The organism is Flavobacterium ponti (genome assembly GCF_042652765.1).
GTDB lineage: Bacteria > Bacteroidota > Bacteroidia > Flavobacteriales > Flavobacteriaceae > Flavobacterium > Flavobacterium ponti.
Window position 1 is genome coordinate 35,198 of the sequence record NZ_JBHSGW010000021.1, and the last position, 16,570, is coordinate 51,767.

Genomic DNA, 16,570 nt, shown 5'->3' on the forward strand with positions numbered 1-16,570 from the left:
CAAACTTTTGTGATTTGTAGCTTAAACCAAAGGGTACTTTTGCAGTCTTATCTACAATTTAAAAAAAATCAAATTAATGAGACTAAGCAAATTATTATCAGCCTTAACGTTACTTCTGTTTTCTTTTTCAGGAATAGCACAAATGGCTAAAGTAACCGTAAGTGGAAAGATTTATGAAAAAAGTACTAATACTCCTTTAGAATATGCAACAATAGTTCTAAAGAATGTAGATAAACCAGAAATTGTAACTGGTGGAGTTACAGATGAACAAGGGAATTTTAGTCTTGATGTTGTAAAAGGAACTTACAACATCAGTTACGAATTTATCTCTTTAAAAACACTTACAGTAAACAATAAAGTAATTGAAAATGATACTAATTTAGGAACTGTTTTTCTTGAACCAGATGTATCTCAACTTCAAGAAGTAGTTTTGGTTGCAGATGTTTCAACAGTTGAATTTAAATTAGATAAGCGTGTTTATAATGTTGGGCAAGATATGATGGTAAAAGGTGGAACAATGAGTGATGTGCTTAACAACGTTCCTTCTGTAACTGTTGATCCTGACGGAACTGTTGCTCTTCGTGGAAATGAAAATGTTAGAATTTTAATTGACGGAAGACCTTCTGGTTTAGCTGGAATTAATATTGCTGATGCGCTAAAACTTTTACCAGCTGATTCAGTTGAAAAAGTGGAAGTAATTACAAATCCTTCTGCTCGTTACGATGCTGAAGGTGGTGGTGGAATTATCAATATTGTACTAAGAAAAGGAAAAGGACAAGGAATAAATGGTTCTGTTATTGCTTCAGTTGGAGATCCAGAAGCTTATGGTCTATCTGCAAATATAAATTATAGAAGTGATTCTTTTAATTTATTTTCAAATTTTGGATACAATTACAGAAATTCTCCAGGAAACTCATCAACAGATTCTGAATATTTTAATGAAGATGGAACTACAAGAAATTATATTTATGAAAGTAGAACCAATCAACGTTTAAACAGAACTTTTAATGCCAATTATGGTATTGATTTATTCTTAACAAAATCTGCTTCTTGGACTCATGCACTGACTTTTTCAAAAGAATCTGGAGCAAACCCTGATAATGTTTTTTATAACAATTATGATGCAAATTTCAATCCTACCTTCGTAAGAAATAGGTTAAATGATGAAATTAGTAAAGAATACAGTATTGAATACTCATCTGTTTTTACAAAAGATTTTGAAAAAGAAGATCATAAATTAACAGCAAATGTTGCCTTTTCAAAAAATCAAGATAATGAGAGTTCTATAATATATGATCAAATTTTAGGTGATCCTAGTTCATATTTTACAGATGTTACGTTAAACAATCAATCACAATTAAGAAATTTGTTGCAAGCAGATTATGTTTTACCAATTGGCAAAGACTCAAGATTTGAGGCTGGTTATAGAGGTAATTTTCAAAAGAATTTGACTGATTTTAATGTAAATGATGATTCTGTATTTACAAATTTATTAGAATACAAAGAAAATGTAAATGCACTTTATACTCAATATGGTTCAAAGATTAATAAGTTTTCATATTTCTTTGGACTAAGATGGGAAGACAGTAATATTGAAGTAAATTCTATTACCTCAAATGATTATAATACTAAAAAATACAATAACTTCTTTCCAACTGCTACATTCAATTATGAATTAAATGATGATAGCAATTTGACATTAAGTTACAGTAAAAGAATTAATAGACCAAGAGGACGATTTTTAAATCCTTTTTCAAGTTACTCAAGTAATATTAATATTTTCCAAGGAAATCCTGACTTAAATCCATCTTATACAAATGTTTTAGATTTAGGTTATTTAAGAAAATGGGATAAAATAACTTTCAACACTTCTCTTTATGTTAATATGACAGATGATACATTTCAATTTATTAGAAAAGAGTCTGGGAACTTTGTAACTACAAATGTTGATGGTGTAAATGTTCAAACACCTGTGATTATTAGCACTCCAATTAATTTAGCTAAAGAATATAGAGCTGGTTTTGAAATGAATGCCAATTATTCTCCATATAAATGGTGGCGTTTAAACGGAAATTTCAATTTATATAGAGTAGAAAATCAAGGAGATTATACTTATACAGATTTTCAAGGAAATGAAGTTGTTCAAAACTTTGATAATATTGCAACAACTTGGTTTACAAGATTGACCTCTAAAGTAACTTTACCTTACAATGTAGATTGGCAAACTAATGTAACTTACAGAGCTCCACAAAATACAGCTCAAGGTAGAACTTTAGATATGACAAGTGTTAATTTATCATTTAGTAAAGATATTTTAAAAGATAAAGGTTCATTAGCTTTAAATGTAAGTGATTTATTCAACACTAGAAAAAGAAGAAGCTATATTGATTTAGATAATGTTTCATCTTTTTCAACTTTTCAATGGAGAGAAAGACAAATTACTCTTGCATTTACTTATAGATTCAACAAGAAAAAAGAAAGAGAAAATAATCAAAGAAGAGATGATGGTGGTGGTGAAGAAATGATGGGAACACCATAATAAAAAAAAATACAAAGTATAAAAAAAGCACTTGAGTACTCAAGTGCTTTTTTTTGATTGTTAACAAAAATTACTTTTTGTCTTCGTCATCTTTGTTTTTATTTCTTTTCTCTTTGATTAATTCCATAATTGCACCACCAATCCAATAAGGAACAAACGATACTAAAAAGAACATTAACCAAAAACCAATCGTTAAAATGGTTAAGAAAAGTAAAAAACCTAAATACTGATCAAATTCAAACATGTTTTCCGGAATTTTTAATGAATTCTCTCCAAAGATAGAGCAATTATTTTTTTTAGCAATAAATACTTTAAATTATTTTTAAAAAGGTTTTAGAATGATTAATTTTGAATCGCTGAATTTGTGTAATCATGAAACTATTAAACGGTGGAATTTTAAATCAATTAAACAAATAAAAGTAAAACAAATAAACAATTCAACAACTTAACGATTAAACAATAAAAATGGAATACAGAATAGAAAAAGACACCATGGGTGAAGTAAAAGTTCCTGCAGAAAAATATTGGGGAGCTCAAACAGAACGTTCAAGAAACAATTTTAAAATTGGACCTTCAGCATCAATGCCAAGAGAAGTAATCATGGGATTTGCTTACCTAAAAAAATCAGCAGCTTACGCAAATTGCGATTTAGGTGTTTTATCAACTGAAAAAAGAGATGCTATTGCACAAGTATGTGATGAAATATTAGCTGGAAAATTAGATGACCAATTTCCATTAGTAATTTGGCAAACTGGTTCTGGTACGCAAAGTAACATGAACGTGAATGAAGTTGTAGCAAACCGTGCTCAAGTTTTAGCAGGATTAAAAATTGGTGAAGGTGAACCTGTTTTGAAAGCAAATGATGATGTAAACAAATCGCAATCTTCAAACGATACATATCCAACAGGAATGCACATTGCAGCTTACAAAGCAGTTGTTGAAGTTACAATTCCAGGTGTTGAAAAATTAAGAGATACATTGGCTGCTAAGTCAAAAGAATATATGAATGTAGTGAAAATTGGTAGAACTCACTTAATGGATGCTACTCCACTTACATTGGGTCAAGAACTTTCTGGTTATGTAGCTCAATTAAATTATGGTTTAAAAGCTCTTAAAAATACGTTAGCTCATTTATCTGAAGTAGCTTTAGGTGGAACTGCTGTTGGAACTGGATTAAACACTCCTGCTGGTTATGATGTAAAAGTAGCAGAATACATTGCTAAATTTACAGGAATGCCTTTTGTAACTGCTGAAAATAAATTTGAAGCTTTAGCGGCTCATGATGCTATTGTTGAATCTCACGGAGCTTTAAAACAATTAGCGGTTTCGTTAAATAAAATTGCTAATGACATTAGAATGATGGCTTCTGGACCACGTTCAGGAATTGGAGAAATCCTTATTCCAGAAAACGAACCAGGTTCATCTATCATGCCAGGAAAAGTAAATCCTACTCAATGTGAAGCGTTAACTATGGTTTGTGCTCAAGTTATGGGTAATGATGTTGCCATCACAATCGGTGGAACTCAAGGTCATTACGAATTGAATGTTTTCAAACCAATGATGGCTGCTAATTTCTTGCAATCAGCAAGATTAATTGGTGATGCTTGTATGTCATTTGACGAACATTGTGCTTCAGGCATTGAACCAAACTACACAAGAATTAAAGAATTAGTTGACAATTCATTGATGTTGGTTACAGCTTTAAATACAAAAATTGGCTATTACAAATCAGCTGAAATTGCTCAAACTGCTCATAAAAACGGAACAACTCTTAAACAAGAAGCAGTACGTTTAGGATATGTTTCTGAAGAAGATTTTGACCAATGGGTAAAACCAGAAGATATGGTTGGAAGTTTGAAATAGATTTAAAGATTTTCAGAGAAATAGAAAAATTATTGCCGTTCGGCTTTAGCCAACGGATTAAAAAAAATAAAAAATGCAAAAAATAATAGATAGATTTATCAGTTACGTAACTATTGATACAGAATCTGATCCCAATTCAAATACAACACCAAGTACAGCAAAACAATGGGATTTGGCTAATAAGTTAGTTGATGAATTGAAAGCAATGGGAATGCAAGAGGTTACAATTGATGAAAATGCATACATCATGGCAACTTTGCCTAGTAATGTTGATCATGAAGTTCCTACAATTGGTTTTGTTTCTCATTTTGACACAACTCCAGATTTTACAGGAAAAGACGTAAATCCTCAAATCATAGAAAATTATGATGGAAAAGATATTGTTTTGAATGCAGCACAAAACATCGTTTTATCTCCTAATTATTTTGAAGATTTGTTGCTTTACAAAGGACAAACACTTATTACAACTGATGGTACTACTTTACTTGGTGCTGATGACAAAGCTGGAATTACAGAAATCATGTCAGCCATGGAGCATTTAATCAATCATCCAGAAATTAAACATGGTAAAATTCGTGTAGGATTTACACCTGATGAAGAAATTGGTCGTGGAGCACATAAATTTGATGTTGAAAAATTTGGTGCTGATTGGGCTTATACTATGGATGGAAGTCAAATTGGTGAATTAGAATACGAAAATTTCAATGCAGCTGGAGCTAAAATTACTTTTAAAGGAAAAAGCGTTCATCCTGGTTATGCTAAAGGAAAAATGATTAATTCTATGCTTTTAGCAAGTCAATTTATTTCAAAATTACCTGAAAATGAAGTTCCAGAAAGAACAACTGGTTATGAAGGATTTTTTCATGTGCATCATTTAACTGGTACTTTGGAAGAAACTGTTTTGGAATTAATCATTAGAGACCATGATAAAGATATTTTTGAAGCTCGAAAAGAATTGATTCACAAAATAGCTGCTGAAATCAATTATCACTATGCACAACAATTTGGTGAAGATATTTGTATTGTTGAAATCAAAGACCAATACTATAATATGAAGGAAAAAGTAACACCAGTTTTTCATATTGTTGAGATAGCTGAAAAAGCAATGAAAGAATTAGGAATTGAACCATTAATCAAACCCATTCGTGGTGGAACAGATGGTTCACAATTATCATATAAAGGATTGCCTTGTCCAAATATCTTTGCTGGTGGACATAATTTTCATGGAAAATATGAATATGTACCAGTAGAAAGTATGGTTAAAGCAACAGAAGTAATTGTAAAAATAGCTGAATTAACAGCCCAAAAATAATTGTTTAAAAGGGAAATTTAGGTTTCCCTTTTTTTTATAAAATAAGTTAATGTCTGAATCAACTCAAAATAACAATCCATTACACGGAATCAAATTAGTCGATATTTTAGAAAAATTAGTGGCTGAATATGGTTTTGAAATTTTGGGAGAAAAAATAAACATTCGTTGTTTTACGCACAATCCAACTATAAAATCGAGTTTGACTTTTTTGAGAAAAACTCCTTGGGCTAGAGAAAAAGTAGAACAATTATATCTTAAATCTGTAAGGTGAAAACTTCAAATGAAATAGATTTATATATTGAAACATTTCCAGAAAATGTTCAGGTTTTGCTACAAGAATTGAGGGCTATCATTAAAAAAACAGCTCCAAATGCAGAAGAAATAATGAGTTACAAAATGCCTGCTTACAAACAACATGGTCGTTTAGTCTATTTTGCAGCTTACAAAAATCACATTGGATTTTATCCACACACTTCTCCAATTATTCATTTTAAAGAAGACTTAAAAGAATATAAAACTTCAAAAGGTGCAATTCAGTTTGCTTTAGATAAACCTCTACCTAAAGAATTAATTACAAGAATTGTTGAGTATAGAGTTAAAGAAGATTTAGAAAATATTTAAAGCTACAAAAACATTTTCATTTCCCATTAACCCTTCATTAACTTATTAAAAAGAATATTATGTTATTTTTGTTATATAACTAAATAATATTCAATTTATTATGAAAAAACAATTACTTTTTATAACTCTATTCTTAACTTTTTATGTAATAAACGCACAAAATTGTACTACAGCAATTACCACTCCTTTCTCAGATGATTTTCAAAGTTCAGGTTCTTTTTCTACTTGTTGGGTTATCGAAAACTCTGATGGTATAAGTCCTGTTTGGACAATCAATAGTTCTACAGATATAGATTTAGATGGCACTATTGATAACTTTGCAACTGTATTTCCAACAAACATTTATCAACCTGCTAAAAATGATTGGCTGTTTTCTCCTATAATTTCATTCACAGCTGGAACAAGTTACTCGATAAATGTAAGATACAATTCATATAATATTGGAAATGTCACTGCTAATCAATCATTTTCCCTTTATTTGGTTGACGACGCAAGTTCTACAGCTAATGTTCAAATCTTATTAGGAGATTATCATAATATTACACAAAATGGTGTTTATCAAGCTTCAAATGGTACTGATTTAAAAACAGCTGCTCTAAGTACTGGAAATACTTTTGTTCCAACCACTTCTGGTGATTATAGAATTGCAATTCACGCTAATAAAAGTGGTAACGCTGCTCCTTTATTTATTTTTGATATTGATGTTACTTCTGCAGTTGCTTCTAGCGAAATATTTAATTCTGATTTGTTCACTTACTTGTATAATAAATCTTCAAATTCTTTAGAAATAAATACTAAGGCTTCAAATATTAACACAATAGAAATATATAACTTAATTGGACAAAAAATTAAAGACGAAACTATCAATAACAACAACTGTTCATTAAATATTTCTTCTTTAGAAAATGGAGTCTATATTACAAAAGTCCTAATTGATGAAAAAATTAGAACTTTTAAGTTTCTTAAAAATTAATAAGGTTGTAACCAAAAGAAAGTATAAATGTGCTATCTTTTTTTTATTTTTATACAAATTAAAAAAGATGGCTGAAAAAAAAATCTGGGACAAAAACAATCAATGGACAAAAGAATTAGAATATTTAAAGTCTATAATTAATAAAACTCAACTTGTAGAAACAATTAAATGGGGTGCTCCTATTTATACTCACAATACTAAAAATGTAATTGGAATTGGTGGCTTTAAATCTTATTTTGGTATTTGGTTTTTCAACGGTGTTTTTTTGAAAGATACTATGAACTTATTAATCAATGCTAATGAAGAAAACACAAAAGGTTTAAGACAAATGCGTTTTAATTCTCTAGAAGAGGTTGATGAAAAAATAATTCTTGAATATATTAATGAAGCTATTGAAAATGAAGAGAAAGGGTTAAAAATTAAGCCCAAAAAAAAGGACAAGATTTCATGTGAATTTTTAGAAAATGAATTCAAAACAAATAAAGAATTAAAACAAGCTTTTACATTGTTTACACCTTATAAACAAAGAGAATTCATGGAGTACATTAATGAAGCTAAACAAGAAAAGACAAAGATAAATCGTTTAGAAAAAATAAAACCGATGATTCTTTCGAACATCGGTTTACATGATAAATATAGAAGTTAATCTTATTTTTGTGCATTGGTTTTAGCGCTCATTTCCATTGAAATAGCACTTCTTTCCATTTTAATTTTGCCTGCCATGGTTTCAATAACAACTGTATCGGTAGACATCTCAGCTATTTTACCGTGAATTCCGGCTTTAGTAACTATTTTGTCTCCTACTTTTAACCCTTGCTCAAAAGCTTTTTCCTTTTTAGCTCTTTTTTGCTGTGGCATTATTAATAGGAAATAAAAAACAGCAATCATTAAAACGATTTGTATTATTAAGCTTGAATTCATAATGTTTTTTTAGTGTTTTACAACTGGCTTGTTTGGATCTGGTTTTACATTTGCCATAATCTTGCAAGTCTCCTTACCGTTAGCTGTGTTTGATGTAATTGTTACTGTTTTTTCTTGTTGACCTGGTTTTCCAGTAGAATCAAAAGTTACTTTAATTGGAGCAGATTCTCCTGGTTTAATTGGCTCTTTTGGTGGTTCTGGAACAGTACATCCACAACTTCCAACTGCACTTACAATAACCAAATCAGCTTCACCTGTATTTTTTAAAATAAATTCTGTTGTAACTTTTTCACCTTCATTGATATTTCCAAAATCATGTACTGTTTTATCAAATTCTAAAACAGGTAATTTTCCTGAAGTAGCTGAAACTTCATTAGCGACTTTCATATCAGCCTCTGTAATTTTTGATGATGCATTTTCTTTGCATGATGCTACTAAAAATAATGTAGAAATAGCAATAACTGGTATTAATTTCATTTTCATAATATTATATAATTTACATTAAACCTCTTCCTGATTTATTCAGTTTATTTTCTTCTTTATAATCTTTTATCAAATTATCTAAAATTCCGTTGATAAAAATACTACTTTTTGGTGTTGAATATTCTTTGGCAATTTCAAGATACTCATTAATAGTCACTTTAACTGGAATTGAAGGAAACTTTAACAATTCACAAATTGCCATCTTTAGCAATATAGTGTCAATTTCAGCAATTCTTTCTGAGTCCCAATTTGGAGTTTTATTGACATATTCTTTAGCTAATTCATTTTCATTTAAAAGAGTTTTAATGAAAAGCTGTTTAGCAAAAAGTTTATCGTCTTCATCCTTGTAAACCTTTGGAATTTCAATAGTACTTGAAGGATTTTTTAATTGCTTTAATTGCTTACTAATAAAAGTGTTCACTAAAGCATAATCATCAATCCATGTTAATTTATTGTCTTCCAAATAATCGTATAATCTTTCATTTGGTGCCAAAACCTTAACAAATAAGTCAACTACAAATTTAGAATCTTCTTCAAAAGTGGAAGCTTCTGTTGACATATAAGTCATGTAAACATCTGATTTTTTGATATCTTCTAATAAATGCAAAATCAAATCATCATTTAATTTCCAATGGTTGATTTTTTTTGTTTCCAAAGCCACAGATAATGTAGATTGATTTTCTAATAAATGTAACACCTCATTTTGAATGAACTTTCTGTTTGGATTTTTCTCTTCAGCAGTTGCTAAATGCTTTTTGGAAGCTAAATTTAGATAATTTTCTTCTTTAATTCTAAGCTCTATCAAAGCCGAAAAAATTAAAAGATATAAGTCTTGAATAGCTTCTATGCTATAAAACAAAAACTTTTCTTCTCTGTTCAAATCATCTGATTTATGCTGATGAACTGCATAAATACTTTGCATTACTTTTACTCGAATATGTCTTCTATTCAACATTGTATAAGAACTTATTTAATTAACAAAGCGAAAGAATTACCTTTCGCTTTGCAAAAATACACTTTTTTATAATTTATTATTGTGCTTTTTCTAATTTTCTATCATCAATTCTTTTTTGAGCAATTGATAACGCTGCTTGATGTGTAGTAATATTATTTATTTCAGCATGTTTGAATATTTCCAAAGAAGTATTGTAGATGTTTTCTGTTTTTTCCATCACTTCTGCTTTGGTTAATTTAGCTAATTCTGAATACACATTAATTACACCACCAGCATTAATTAAGAAATCAGGAGCATATAAAATTCCTTTTTCTTTTAAAATTTGACCATGAATTACTTCATTTGCCAATTGATTATTTGCTGCACCAGCAATAACTTTTGCATTAATTTTTTGAATAGTATCATCATTAATTGTTGCACCAAGAGCACAAGGAGCATAAATATCAACATCTGAACCATATAAATCTCCACCACTAAAAATTTTGGCACCATATTTAGCACCTACTTGATGTAATCTATCTTCATTAATATCAGAAATAGTAACAATTGCTCCATCTTGAGTCAAATGATCTACTAAAACTTCACCAACATGACCAATACCTTGTACTAAAACTTTTTTACCTTCTAAATTGTCTGTACCAAATTGATATTTTGCAGCAGCTTTCATTCCCATGTAAACACCATAAGCTGTAATAGGAGAAGGATTTCCTGAACCACCTCTAGCTTCTGAAATTCCAGTTACATAAGGAGTCACGTCTCTAACAGTATCCATATCTTTGGTTTCCATACCTACATCTTCTGCAGTAATATATTTTCCTGACAAAGAATTAACAAATTCACCAAATTTTCTCATTAATTCAGGTGTTTTTTGTGTTTTAGCATCACCAATGATAACAGCTTTTCCACCACCTAAGTTTAATCCAGAAATTGAAGATTTGAAAGACATTCCACGAGATAAACGTAAAACATCATTAAGAGCTTCCCACTCGTTAGTATAATTCCACATTCTTGTTCCTCCAAGTGCTGGTCCTAAAATTGTGTTATGAATACCAATTATTGCTTTTAAACCAGTATCTTTGTCATGGCAAAAAACAACTTGTTCATGTCCGTCAAATGAAAGTTGACCAAAAACTGGATCTACTTTATGAATCTCATTTACAGGTATAATATTTGAAGTCATAGTCGTATTGTTAGAATATTATTTTGATAATTTTGAAGTACAAAATTAATTATAAATTTGAGATATTTCAAAAATATTGAATTATTTTAATAAATTATTAATATATCAGGGTTTCACTAACAATTCAATAATTACGTTTTTTTGCTCTTTTTTATTAAATTAATATAAAAAAAACAATTTTTTTAGAAAAATGAAAGAATTAAAGTATTTAAATAAATATTTTGTCAAATATAAATACAGATTTATTTTAGGATTAATATTTACAATTTTAGCTCAAATTTTCTCTTTATATACTCCAGAATATATTGGAAAATCAATTAATTCAATTCAAGATTATGCTAAAACTAATCCAGAATTAGCAAGAGAAGAATTATTGAATAACATTTTAATCATATTAGCCACAACTATCATTGCAGGATTATTGACTTTTTTGATGCGACAAACCTTGATTGTCATGTCAAGACATATTGAATTTGACTTAAAAAATGAAGTGTTCAAACATTATGAAAGATTATCTCAAAGTTTTTACAAAAAAAACCGAACAGGTGATTTAATGAATAGAATAAGTGAAGATGTAAGTAAGGTAAGAATGTATGTTGGTCCAGCTGTAATGTATTCTTCAAATACTATTATTCGTTTTGGAGTTGTCATTATATATATGTATAATATTTCTCCAAAATTAACATTGTACTCTTTGTTACCTTTACCTCTATTATCATACAGTGTTTTTAAAATTAGTTCTCAAATCCACAAAAAAAGTAGTTTATACCAACAAAATTTATCTACTCTATCTTCGTTTGCACAAGAATTTTTCTCTGGAATTAGAGTTATAAAAGCTTATGCCTTAGAAAATAAAAAATCAGAAGAATTTGGAGAATTGACTCAAGATAGTAAAGACAAAAACTTATCATTAGCCAAAACAAATTCACTTTTTGGACCTTTGATGATTTTGTTAATTGGTTTGTCAAATTTAGTTGTAATTTATGTAGGTGGAATGATGTATATCAATGGAAGTATTGAAAACATTGGTACAATTGCACAATTTATTCTTTACATAAATATGTTGACTTGGCCTGTTGCTTCATTAGGTTGGGTTTCCTCTATGATTCAAGAAGCAGAAGCCTCTCAAAAAAGATTAAATGAATTTTTAAATACAGAACCAGAAATTCAAAACTTAGTTCCTGAGAAATCAGTTATTCAAGGAAAAATCAGTTTCAAAAATGTCTCTTTTACTTATGAAGACACTAATATTCAAGGATTAAAAGACATTTCTTTTGAGCTTGAAAAAGGAAAAACTTTAGCCATTTTAGGTAAAACTGGTTCGGGTAAATCAACAATATTAACATTAATCAGTAGATTATATGATCCAACAAAAGGAGAAGTCTTAATAGACGATACTCCAATAAAAAACATTAACCTAAATGATTTACGCGACAGTATTGCTGTTGTACCACAAGATGCTTTCTTGTTTTCTGATTCTATAAAAAACAACATCAAGTTTGGAAAAGAAGATGCTACTGATGAAGAAATAATGGAAGTTGCCAAAAAAGCAGCTGTTCACGAAAATATCATCAACTTTTCGCAAGGTTATGATACTATTTTAGGAGAAAGAGGAATTACGCTTTCTGGAGGACAAAAGCAACGTGTATCGATTGCAAGAGCTTTTATCAAAGAATCTCCTATTCTTCTTTTAGATGATTGTTTAAGTGCAGTTGATACAGAAACAGAAGAACAAATTTTATCTAATTTATTACAATTAACACAACAGAAGACCACAATAATTGTAAGTCATAGAGTTTCGTCTGCCAAAAATGCTGATAAAATTATTATCTTAGAGGAAGGTCAAATTATTCAGCAAGGTTCTCATAATCAATTAATAGAAATTGAGGGTTATTATAAGGAACTTTACAATAAACAACTTTTAGAAAAAGAAATTTACTAAACTATTGTTTTATAATATTTTTTTTTAGAATTTTGGTTTAAGTTTAAACTTAAAAAACATACCGAAGGATTATGAGCGACAAAGACATGTATGAAAAGGAAGATATCTTTTCTAAAGTATTAAGAGCAGGAAGAAGAACTTATTTCTTTGATGTTAGATCAACAAAAGCTGACGATTATTATATTACAATCACAGAAAGTAAAAAGTTCACTGAAGAAGATGGTTCTTATCATTTTAAAAAACACAAAATTTATTTATACAAAGAAGATTTTGCTGCTTTTAAAGAGATATTAGACGAAATGACTGATTTTGTTTTAGAAAATAAAGGAGAAGAAGTGATTTCTGAAAGACATCAAAAAGATTTCAAAAAAGAAAGTTATGATACTCCAGTCGAAACCACTGAAGAATCAACTAAAAGTTTTACAGATATCAACTTTGATGATATTTAATTCAACCAAACTAAATTAAAGAAAAACCATTCTAATTAGAATGGTTTTTTTATTGCTATTTTTTACTTTCAATATCATTTTTAATCCATTCTAATTCAGGATCAATACCTGATAAAATATCATCTATTGTTGGAATAATTTCTACATCAGGAAAAATTCCTCTACCCTTTTCTTCGGTTTTATTTGTAGCAGCAATATCCATAATCCATAATCGTGTTCTTAGTTTTGAATTCGGTAATTCATAGGAAGAAGTTCTTCCTGCTACTGTACCATTAAAAGCTCCACCTGTTTCTTCTCCAACAAAAGTAATTTCAGGGTTTTCCTTTAATTTAGAAGAAATAATACAAGCAGCTGAAAAACTTCCACCATTGATTAAAACATAAATTTTCCCTTTAAAATAGTTAGCTTTATGAGGCTTTTCTTTACTACTTTTCATTCTAAAGCGATACTCTCCATTTTCATCTTTTCTGGTTTTTAGCATCAAAACACTAGCGTAAAATGGATAAGTTGGTATAGCTAAAACATACAATGATTTTGGCATTGAACTTAAATAATCTGCTTGTAACAAACTTGTCTTTGAAGTAACTTTTGCTTCTTCAATCAATTGAAAAGTAGAGTCAGCAGTTAAATAAGAATATAATTCATGAATTTCATTTAATCTTCCACCAGGATTACCTCTTAAATCTAAAACCAAATTCTTAGTATCTGTTTTTCGTAATAATTCAAAAACTTCTTTATAAGCTATTTTATAACCACCTTTTGAAAAATTTCTAATTTTAAAAACAGCTGTAGAGCTATCAATACCCGTAAAGGTTAATGTTTTAGTATATTCTTTCTTAGTTTTATCGTAACCATAGTTATAGTTGTATTCGTTTTCTTCTCTTTTCTTTTGCTTGGCTAACTTTTTTTCTTCTTTAGTGAGTTTTTTAACAACATCCTCTTTTGGTTTTGTAGTTGAAATTGAATCATTTTTAATTTCTTTTGTTTCTTCTCTTTTATCAGGAAAACGCTTAATTAATTTAGTATAAACAGAATCATAACACTTTAATTTAAAATTCAAACTATCTCTTAAACCTAATTCATAGTATAAATAATTTCCAAATCGCATGGTAAATGCATAAGGAATGAATGTTTCATTAAAACCATCAGATGAATAAGTTTTTCTATATTTAGAGAATAAATCTTGTGGAGTAATATCTTCTATTGAAACCACTTCTGTTCCTCTTTGAATAGTTGAATCCTTTGATTTATTCTTCATGATGAAGAGTTTATTATCAATAAATTTATAATCAAATTGAGAAACTGGACCTAAACCTTTTTTCTTCATTTCCTTTGATTCTTTCCTAGAATATTCAGTAATTATTGGATTCATAGAAGCATGACCTTGACGAATTGCAGCTAAAAGCGGACTAACTTTAAAGTAAAATTCATTAGGTTTTAAAGGAATAGTGATAGTACTTCTAACACTATCAAATTTTTTTCTTAAATCTTCTTCAGAAATAAATTGATGCAAACTTGGTTGAATCTTTTCAATCTTGTGTTCTAAATAATTAATATCTTCAATTTGCTCATTTACCGATAAATTGTTTTCAATTAAAGCGTTATGTTTTTGGACAGAAGCACAATTACTTAAAAGTATAACAAGAAGTGCTGCAGAAAAATATTTTTTCATAAAATAAAATTGATATAATGACAAATTAACCATTTTTTATGAAATGATAAAGTTAATTAAAATGTAATTTTTGTAAATTTACCTATGTTAAAACTGAAAAAGAAAATAAATAATACTTTCACTGAAGAATTACCAGCAGATTTAATTGAAAATAATGAAACTAGACAAGTTGTTGAGGCTGCATTTTCATATGTAAATCCTGTGAAACCAAAAAATCCAAAATTAATTCATGTTTCAAATGAAGTTGCTGAAAGTGTTGGTATTTCTAAAGAAGAAACTCAATCTGAAAAATTCTTAAACATCTTTTCAGGAAATTCTGTTTTGGAAAACACCAAGCCTTATGCCATGGCTTATGCTGGACATCAATTTGGAAATTGGGCTGGACAACTTGGTGATGGAAGAGCCATAACTTTGTTTGAAGCAACTCACGATAATAAGAATACAATGTTCCAATTAAAAGGTGCTGGAAAAACTCCTTATTCTCGTCGTGGTGATGGTTTAGCGGTTTTGCGTTCCTCTATTAGAGAACATTTATGCAGTGAAGCTATGTTCAATTTAGGAGTTCCTACAACGCGTTCGTTAGCTTTATTTACAAGTGGTGATATGGTTTTGCGTGATATTTTATACAACGGAAATGCCGATTACGAAAAAGGAGCTATTGTCTGTAGAACGGCTCCAAGTTTTATTCGTTTTGGAAATTTTGAATTATTTGCTTCACGCGAAGACACTAAAAATCTTCAACTATTAGCTGATTATACCATCAAACATCATTATCCTGAAATTAAATCCAAAGGAAAAGAGAAATATTTAAAATTCTTTGAAACTGTTGCTGACAAAACTCGAGAAATGATTGTGCATTGGCAACGTGTTGGTTTTGTACATGGAGTTATGAACACTGATAACATGTCGATTCATGGAATTACTATTGATTATGGCCCTTATGGTTGGTTAGAAGACTACAATCCAAATTGGACACCAAATACTACTGATAATGAACATAAACGCTATCGTTTTGGCAATCAACCACAAGTTGCTCAATGGAATTTATTGCAATTAGCCAATGCTTTATTTCCATTAATTGAAGAAGTAAAACCATTAGAAAAAATTCTAAACGACTTTCCCATAAAATACGAATCTGATTATATTGATATGATGCACAATAAGTTAGGTTTTCAAAATTCAAATGATGATACCAAAAATTGCATCTATCTATTAACCGAAAATCTACAATTAACTGAAACTGACATGACAATTTTCTTTCGAAATATAAGTCAAGTTTCTAAAGAAGATACTGTTGAAATTGCTTTTGAGAAAATAAAAGATGCTTTTTATACTTTAGAAGAAGCTAAAAATGTAATTTACGATACTTGGATGTATTGGCTTATTTTGTATATCAATCAATTGCAAAAAGAAAATCAATCAGATTCAGATAGAAAAAAAGCAATGAATTTGGTTAATCCAAAATACGTTTTACGAAATTACATGGCTCAATTAGCTATTGATGATGCAGAGAATGAAGATTACAATTTACTAAATGAATTATACGAAATGCTTTTAAAACCCTATGATGAGCAACCACAATTTGAAAAATGGTTTGCTAAAAGACCAGATTGGGCAAAAAATAAGGTGGGTTGTTCTGCTTTGTCGTGTAGTTCATAAT

16 protein-coding genes are annotated in these 16,570 nt (G+C 29.2%); 10 read left to right on the forward strand and 6 right to left on the reverse strand.

Features of this window, described 5'->3' with window-relative positions; genetic code table 11:
- Window positions 1-76: 76 nt before the first annotated feature.
- Entirely contained in the window at window positions 77-2,539 is a 2,463-nt protein-coding gene (locus tag ACFO3U_RS07905; RefSeq protein WP_379740251.1) for a TonB-dependent receptor, read from the forward strand.
- Between the two features lie 70 nt (window positions 2,540-2,609).
- On the opposite strand, the gene ACFO3U_RS07910 is transcribed toward ACFO3U_RS07905, so the two are convergent.
- Window positions 2,610-2,783, reverse strand: coding sequence for a hypothetical protein (locus tag ACFO3U_RS07910; RefSeq protein ID WP_379740254.1), 174 nt, complete (start codon window positions 2,781-2,783; stop codon window positions 2,610-2,612).
- 221 nt (window positions 2,784-3,004) lie between these two features.
- Here ACFO3U_RS07910 and fumC point away from each other — a divergent pair, with 221 nt between their 5' ends.
- The 6 genes from fumC to ACFO3U_RS07940 all read left to right on the forward strand — a co-directional run bounded on the left by fumC (window position 3,005) and on the right by ACFO3U_RS07940 (window position 7,954).
- Window positions 3,005-4,402, forward strand: a complete 1,398-nt coding sequence (gene fumC / locus ACFO3U_RS07915) for a class II fumarate hydratase (protein WP_379740257.1) — start codon at window positions 3,005-3,007, stop codon at window positions 4,400-4,402.
- Between the two features lie 73 nt (window positions 4,403-4,475).
- A complete protein-coding gene (pepT, locus tag ACFO3U_RS07920; RefSeq protein WP_379740260.1) occupies window positions 4,476-5,714 on the forward strand; it encodes a peptidase T in 1,239 nt (412 codons plus the stop codon).
- A gap of 49 nt (window positions 5,715-5,763) precedes the next feature.
- Complete coding sequence (locus ACFO3U_RS07925) at window positions 5,764-5,985, forward strand: VF530 family protein (protein ID WP_379740263.1); 222 nt, start codon at window positions 5,764-5,766, stop codon at window positions 5,983-5,985.
- Window positions 5,982-6,335: an iron chaperone gene (locus tag ACFO3U_RS07930; RefSeq protein ID WP_379740266.1), complete on the forward strand. Its 354-nt coding sequence runs from the start codon at window positions 5,982-5,984 to the stop codon at window positions 6,333-6,335. Before ACFO3U_RS07925 ends, ACFO3U_RS07930 begins: the two co-directional genes overlap by 4 nt.
- A 100-nt stretch (window positions 6,336-6,435) precedes the next feature.
- The gene (locus tag ACFO3U_RS07935) at window positions 6,436-7,308 is read left to right on the forward strand and encodes a T9SS type A sorting domain-containing protein (protein ID WP_379740270.1); all 873 of its coding nucleotides are present in this window, start codon (window positions 6,436-6,438) and stop codon (window positions 7,306-7,308) included.
- Between the two features lie 67 nt (window positions 7,309-7,375).
- Window positions 7,376-7,954, forward strand: coding sequence for a YdeI/OmpD-associated family protein (locus tag ACFO3U_RS07940; RefSeq protein ID WP_379740273.1), 579 nt, complete (start codon window positions 7,376-7,378; stop codon window positions 7,952-7,954).
- Between the two features lie 2 nt (window positions 7,955-7,956).
- Here ACFO3U_RS07940 and yajC read toward each other — a convergent pair whose 3' ends face one another.
- The 4 genes from yajC to ACFO3U_RS07960 all read right to left on the reverse strand — a co-directional run bounded on the left by yajC (window position 7,957) and on the right by ACFO3U_RS07960 (window position 10,847).
- Complete coding sequence (gene yajC / locus ACFO3U_RS07945) at window positions 7,957-8,229, reverse strand: preprotein translocase subunit YajC (protein ID WP_379740276.1); 273 nt, start codon at window positions 8,227-8,229, stop codon at window positions 7,957-7,959.
- Window positions 8,230-8,238: 9 nt separating this feature from the next.
- Window positions 8,239-8,706 (reverse strand): DUF1573 domain-containing protein, encoded by a 468-nt coding sequence (locus ACFO3U_RS07950; protein ID WP_379740279.1) that lies wholly within the window; start codon window positions 8,704-8,706, stop codon window positions 8,239-8,241.
- Between the two features lie 19 nt (window positions 8,707-8,725).
- Entirely contained in the window at window positions 8,726-9,667 is a 942-nt protein-coding gene (nusB, locus tag ACFO3U_RS07955; protein ID WP_379740282.1) for a transcription antitermination factor NusB, read from the reverse strand.
- Window positions 9,668-9,743: 76 nt separating this feature from the next.
- Window positions 9,744-10,847: a Glu/Leu/Phe/Val dehydrogenase dimerization domain-containing protein gene (locus ACFO3U_RS07960; protein ID WP_379740285.1), complete on the reverse strand. Its 1,104-nt coding sequence runs from the start codon at window positions 10,845-10,847 to the stop codon at window positions 9,744-9,746.
- A 190-nt stretch (window positions 10,848-11,037) separates the two neighbouring features.
- On the opposite strand from ACFO3U_RS07960, the gene ACFO3U_RS07965 reads away from it, so the two are divergent.
- Together ACFO3U_RS07965 and ACFO3U_RS07970 are read left to right on the forward strand one after the other, a co-directional pair.
- Complete coding sequence (locus ACFO3U_RS07965; RefSeq protein WP_379740288.1) at window positions 11,038-12,789, forward strand: ABC transporter ATP-binding protein; 1,752 nt, start codon at window positions 11,038-11,040, stop codon at window positions 12,787-12,789.
- Between the two features lie 71 nt (window positions 12,790-12,860).
- Window positions 12,861-13,238, forward strand: a complete 378-nt coding sequence (locus tag ACFO3U_RS07970) for a PUR family DNA/RNA-binding protein (RefSeq protein WP_379740291.1) — start codon at window positions 12,861-12,863, stop codon at window positions 13,236-13,238.
- A gap of 55 nt (window positions 13,239-13,293) precedes the next feature.
- On the opposite strand, the gene ACFO3U_RS07975 is transcribed toward ACFO3U_RS07970, so the two are convergent.
- Complete coding sequence (locus ACFO3U_RS07975; protein WP_379740294.1) at window positions 13,294-14,910, reverse strand: S41 family peptidase; 1,617 nt, start codon at window positions 14,908-14,910, stop codon at window positions 13,294-13,296.
- Between the two features lie 84 nt (window positions 14,911-14,994).
- Here ACFO3U_RS07975 and ACFO3U_RS07980 point away from each other — a divergent pair, with 84 nt between their 5' ends.
- A complete protein-coding gene (locus tag ACFO3U_RS07980) occupies window positions 14,995-16,569 on the forward strand; it encodes a protein adenylyltransferase SelO (RefSeq protein ID WP_379740297.1) in 1,575 nt (524 codons plus the stop codon).
- The last annotated feature ends 1 nt before the right edge of the window (window position 16,570 follow it).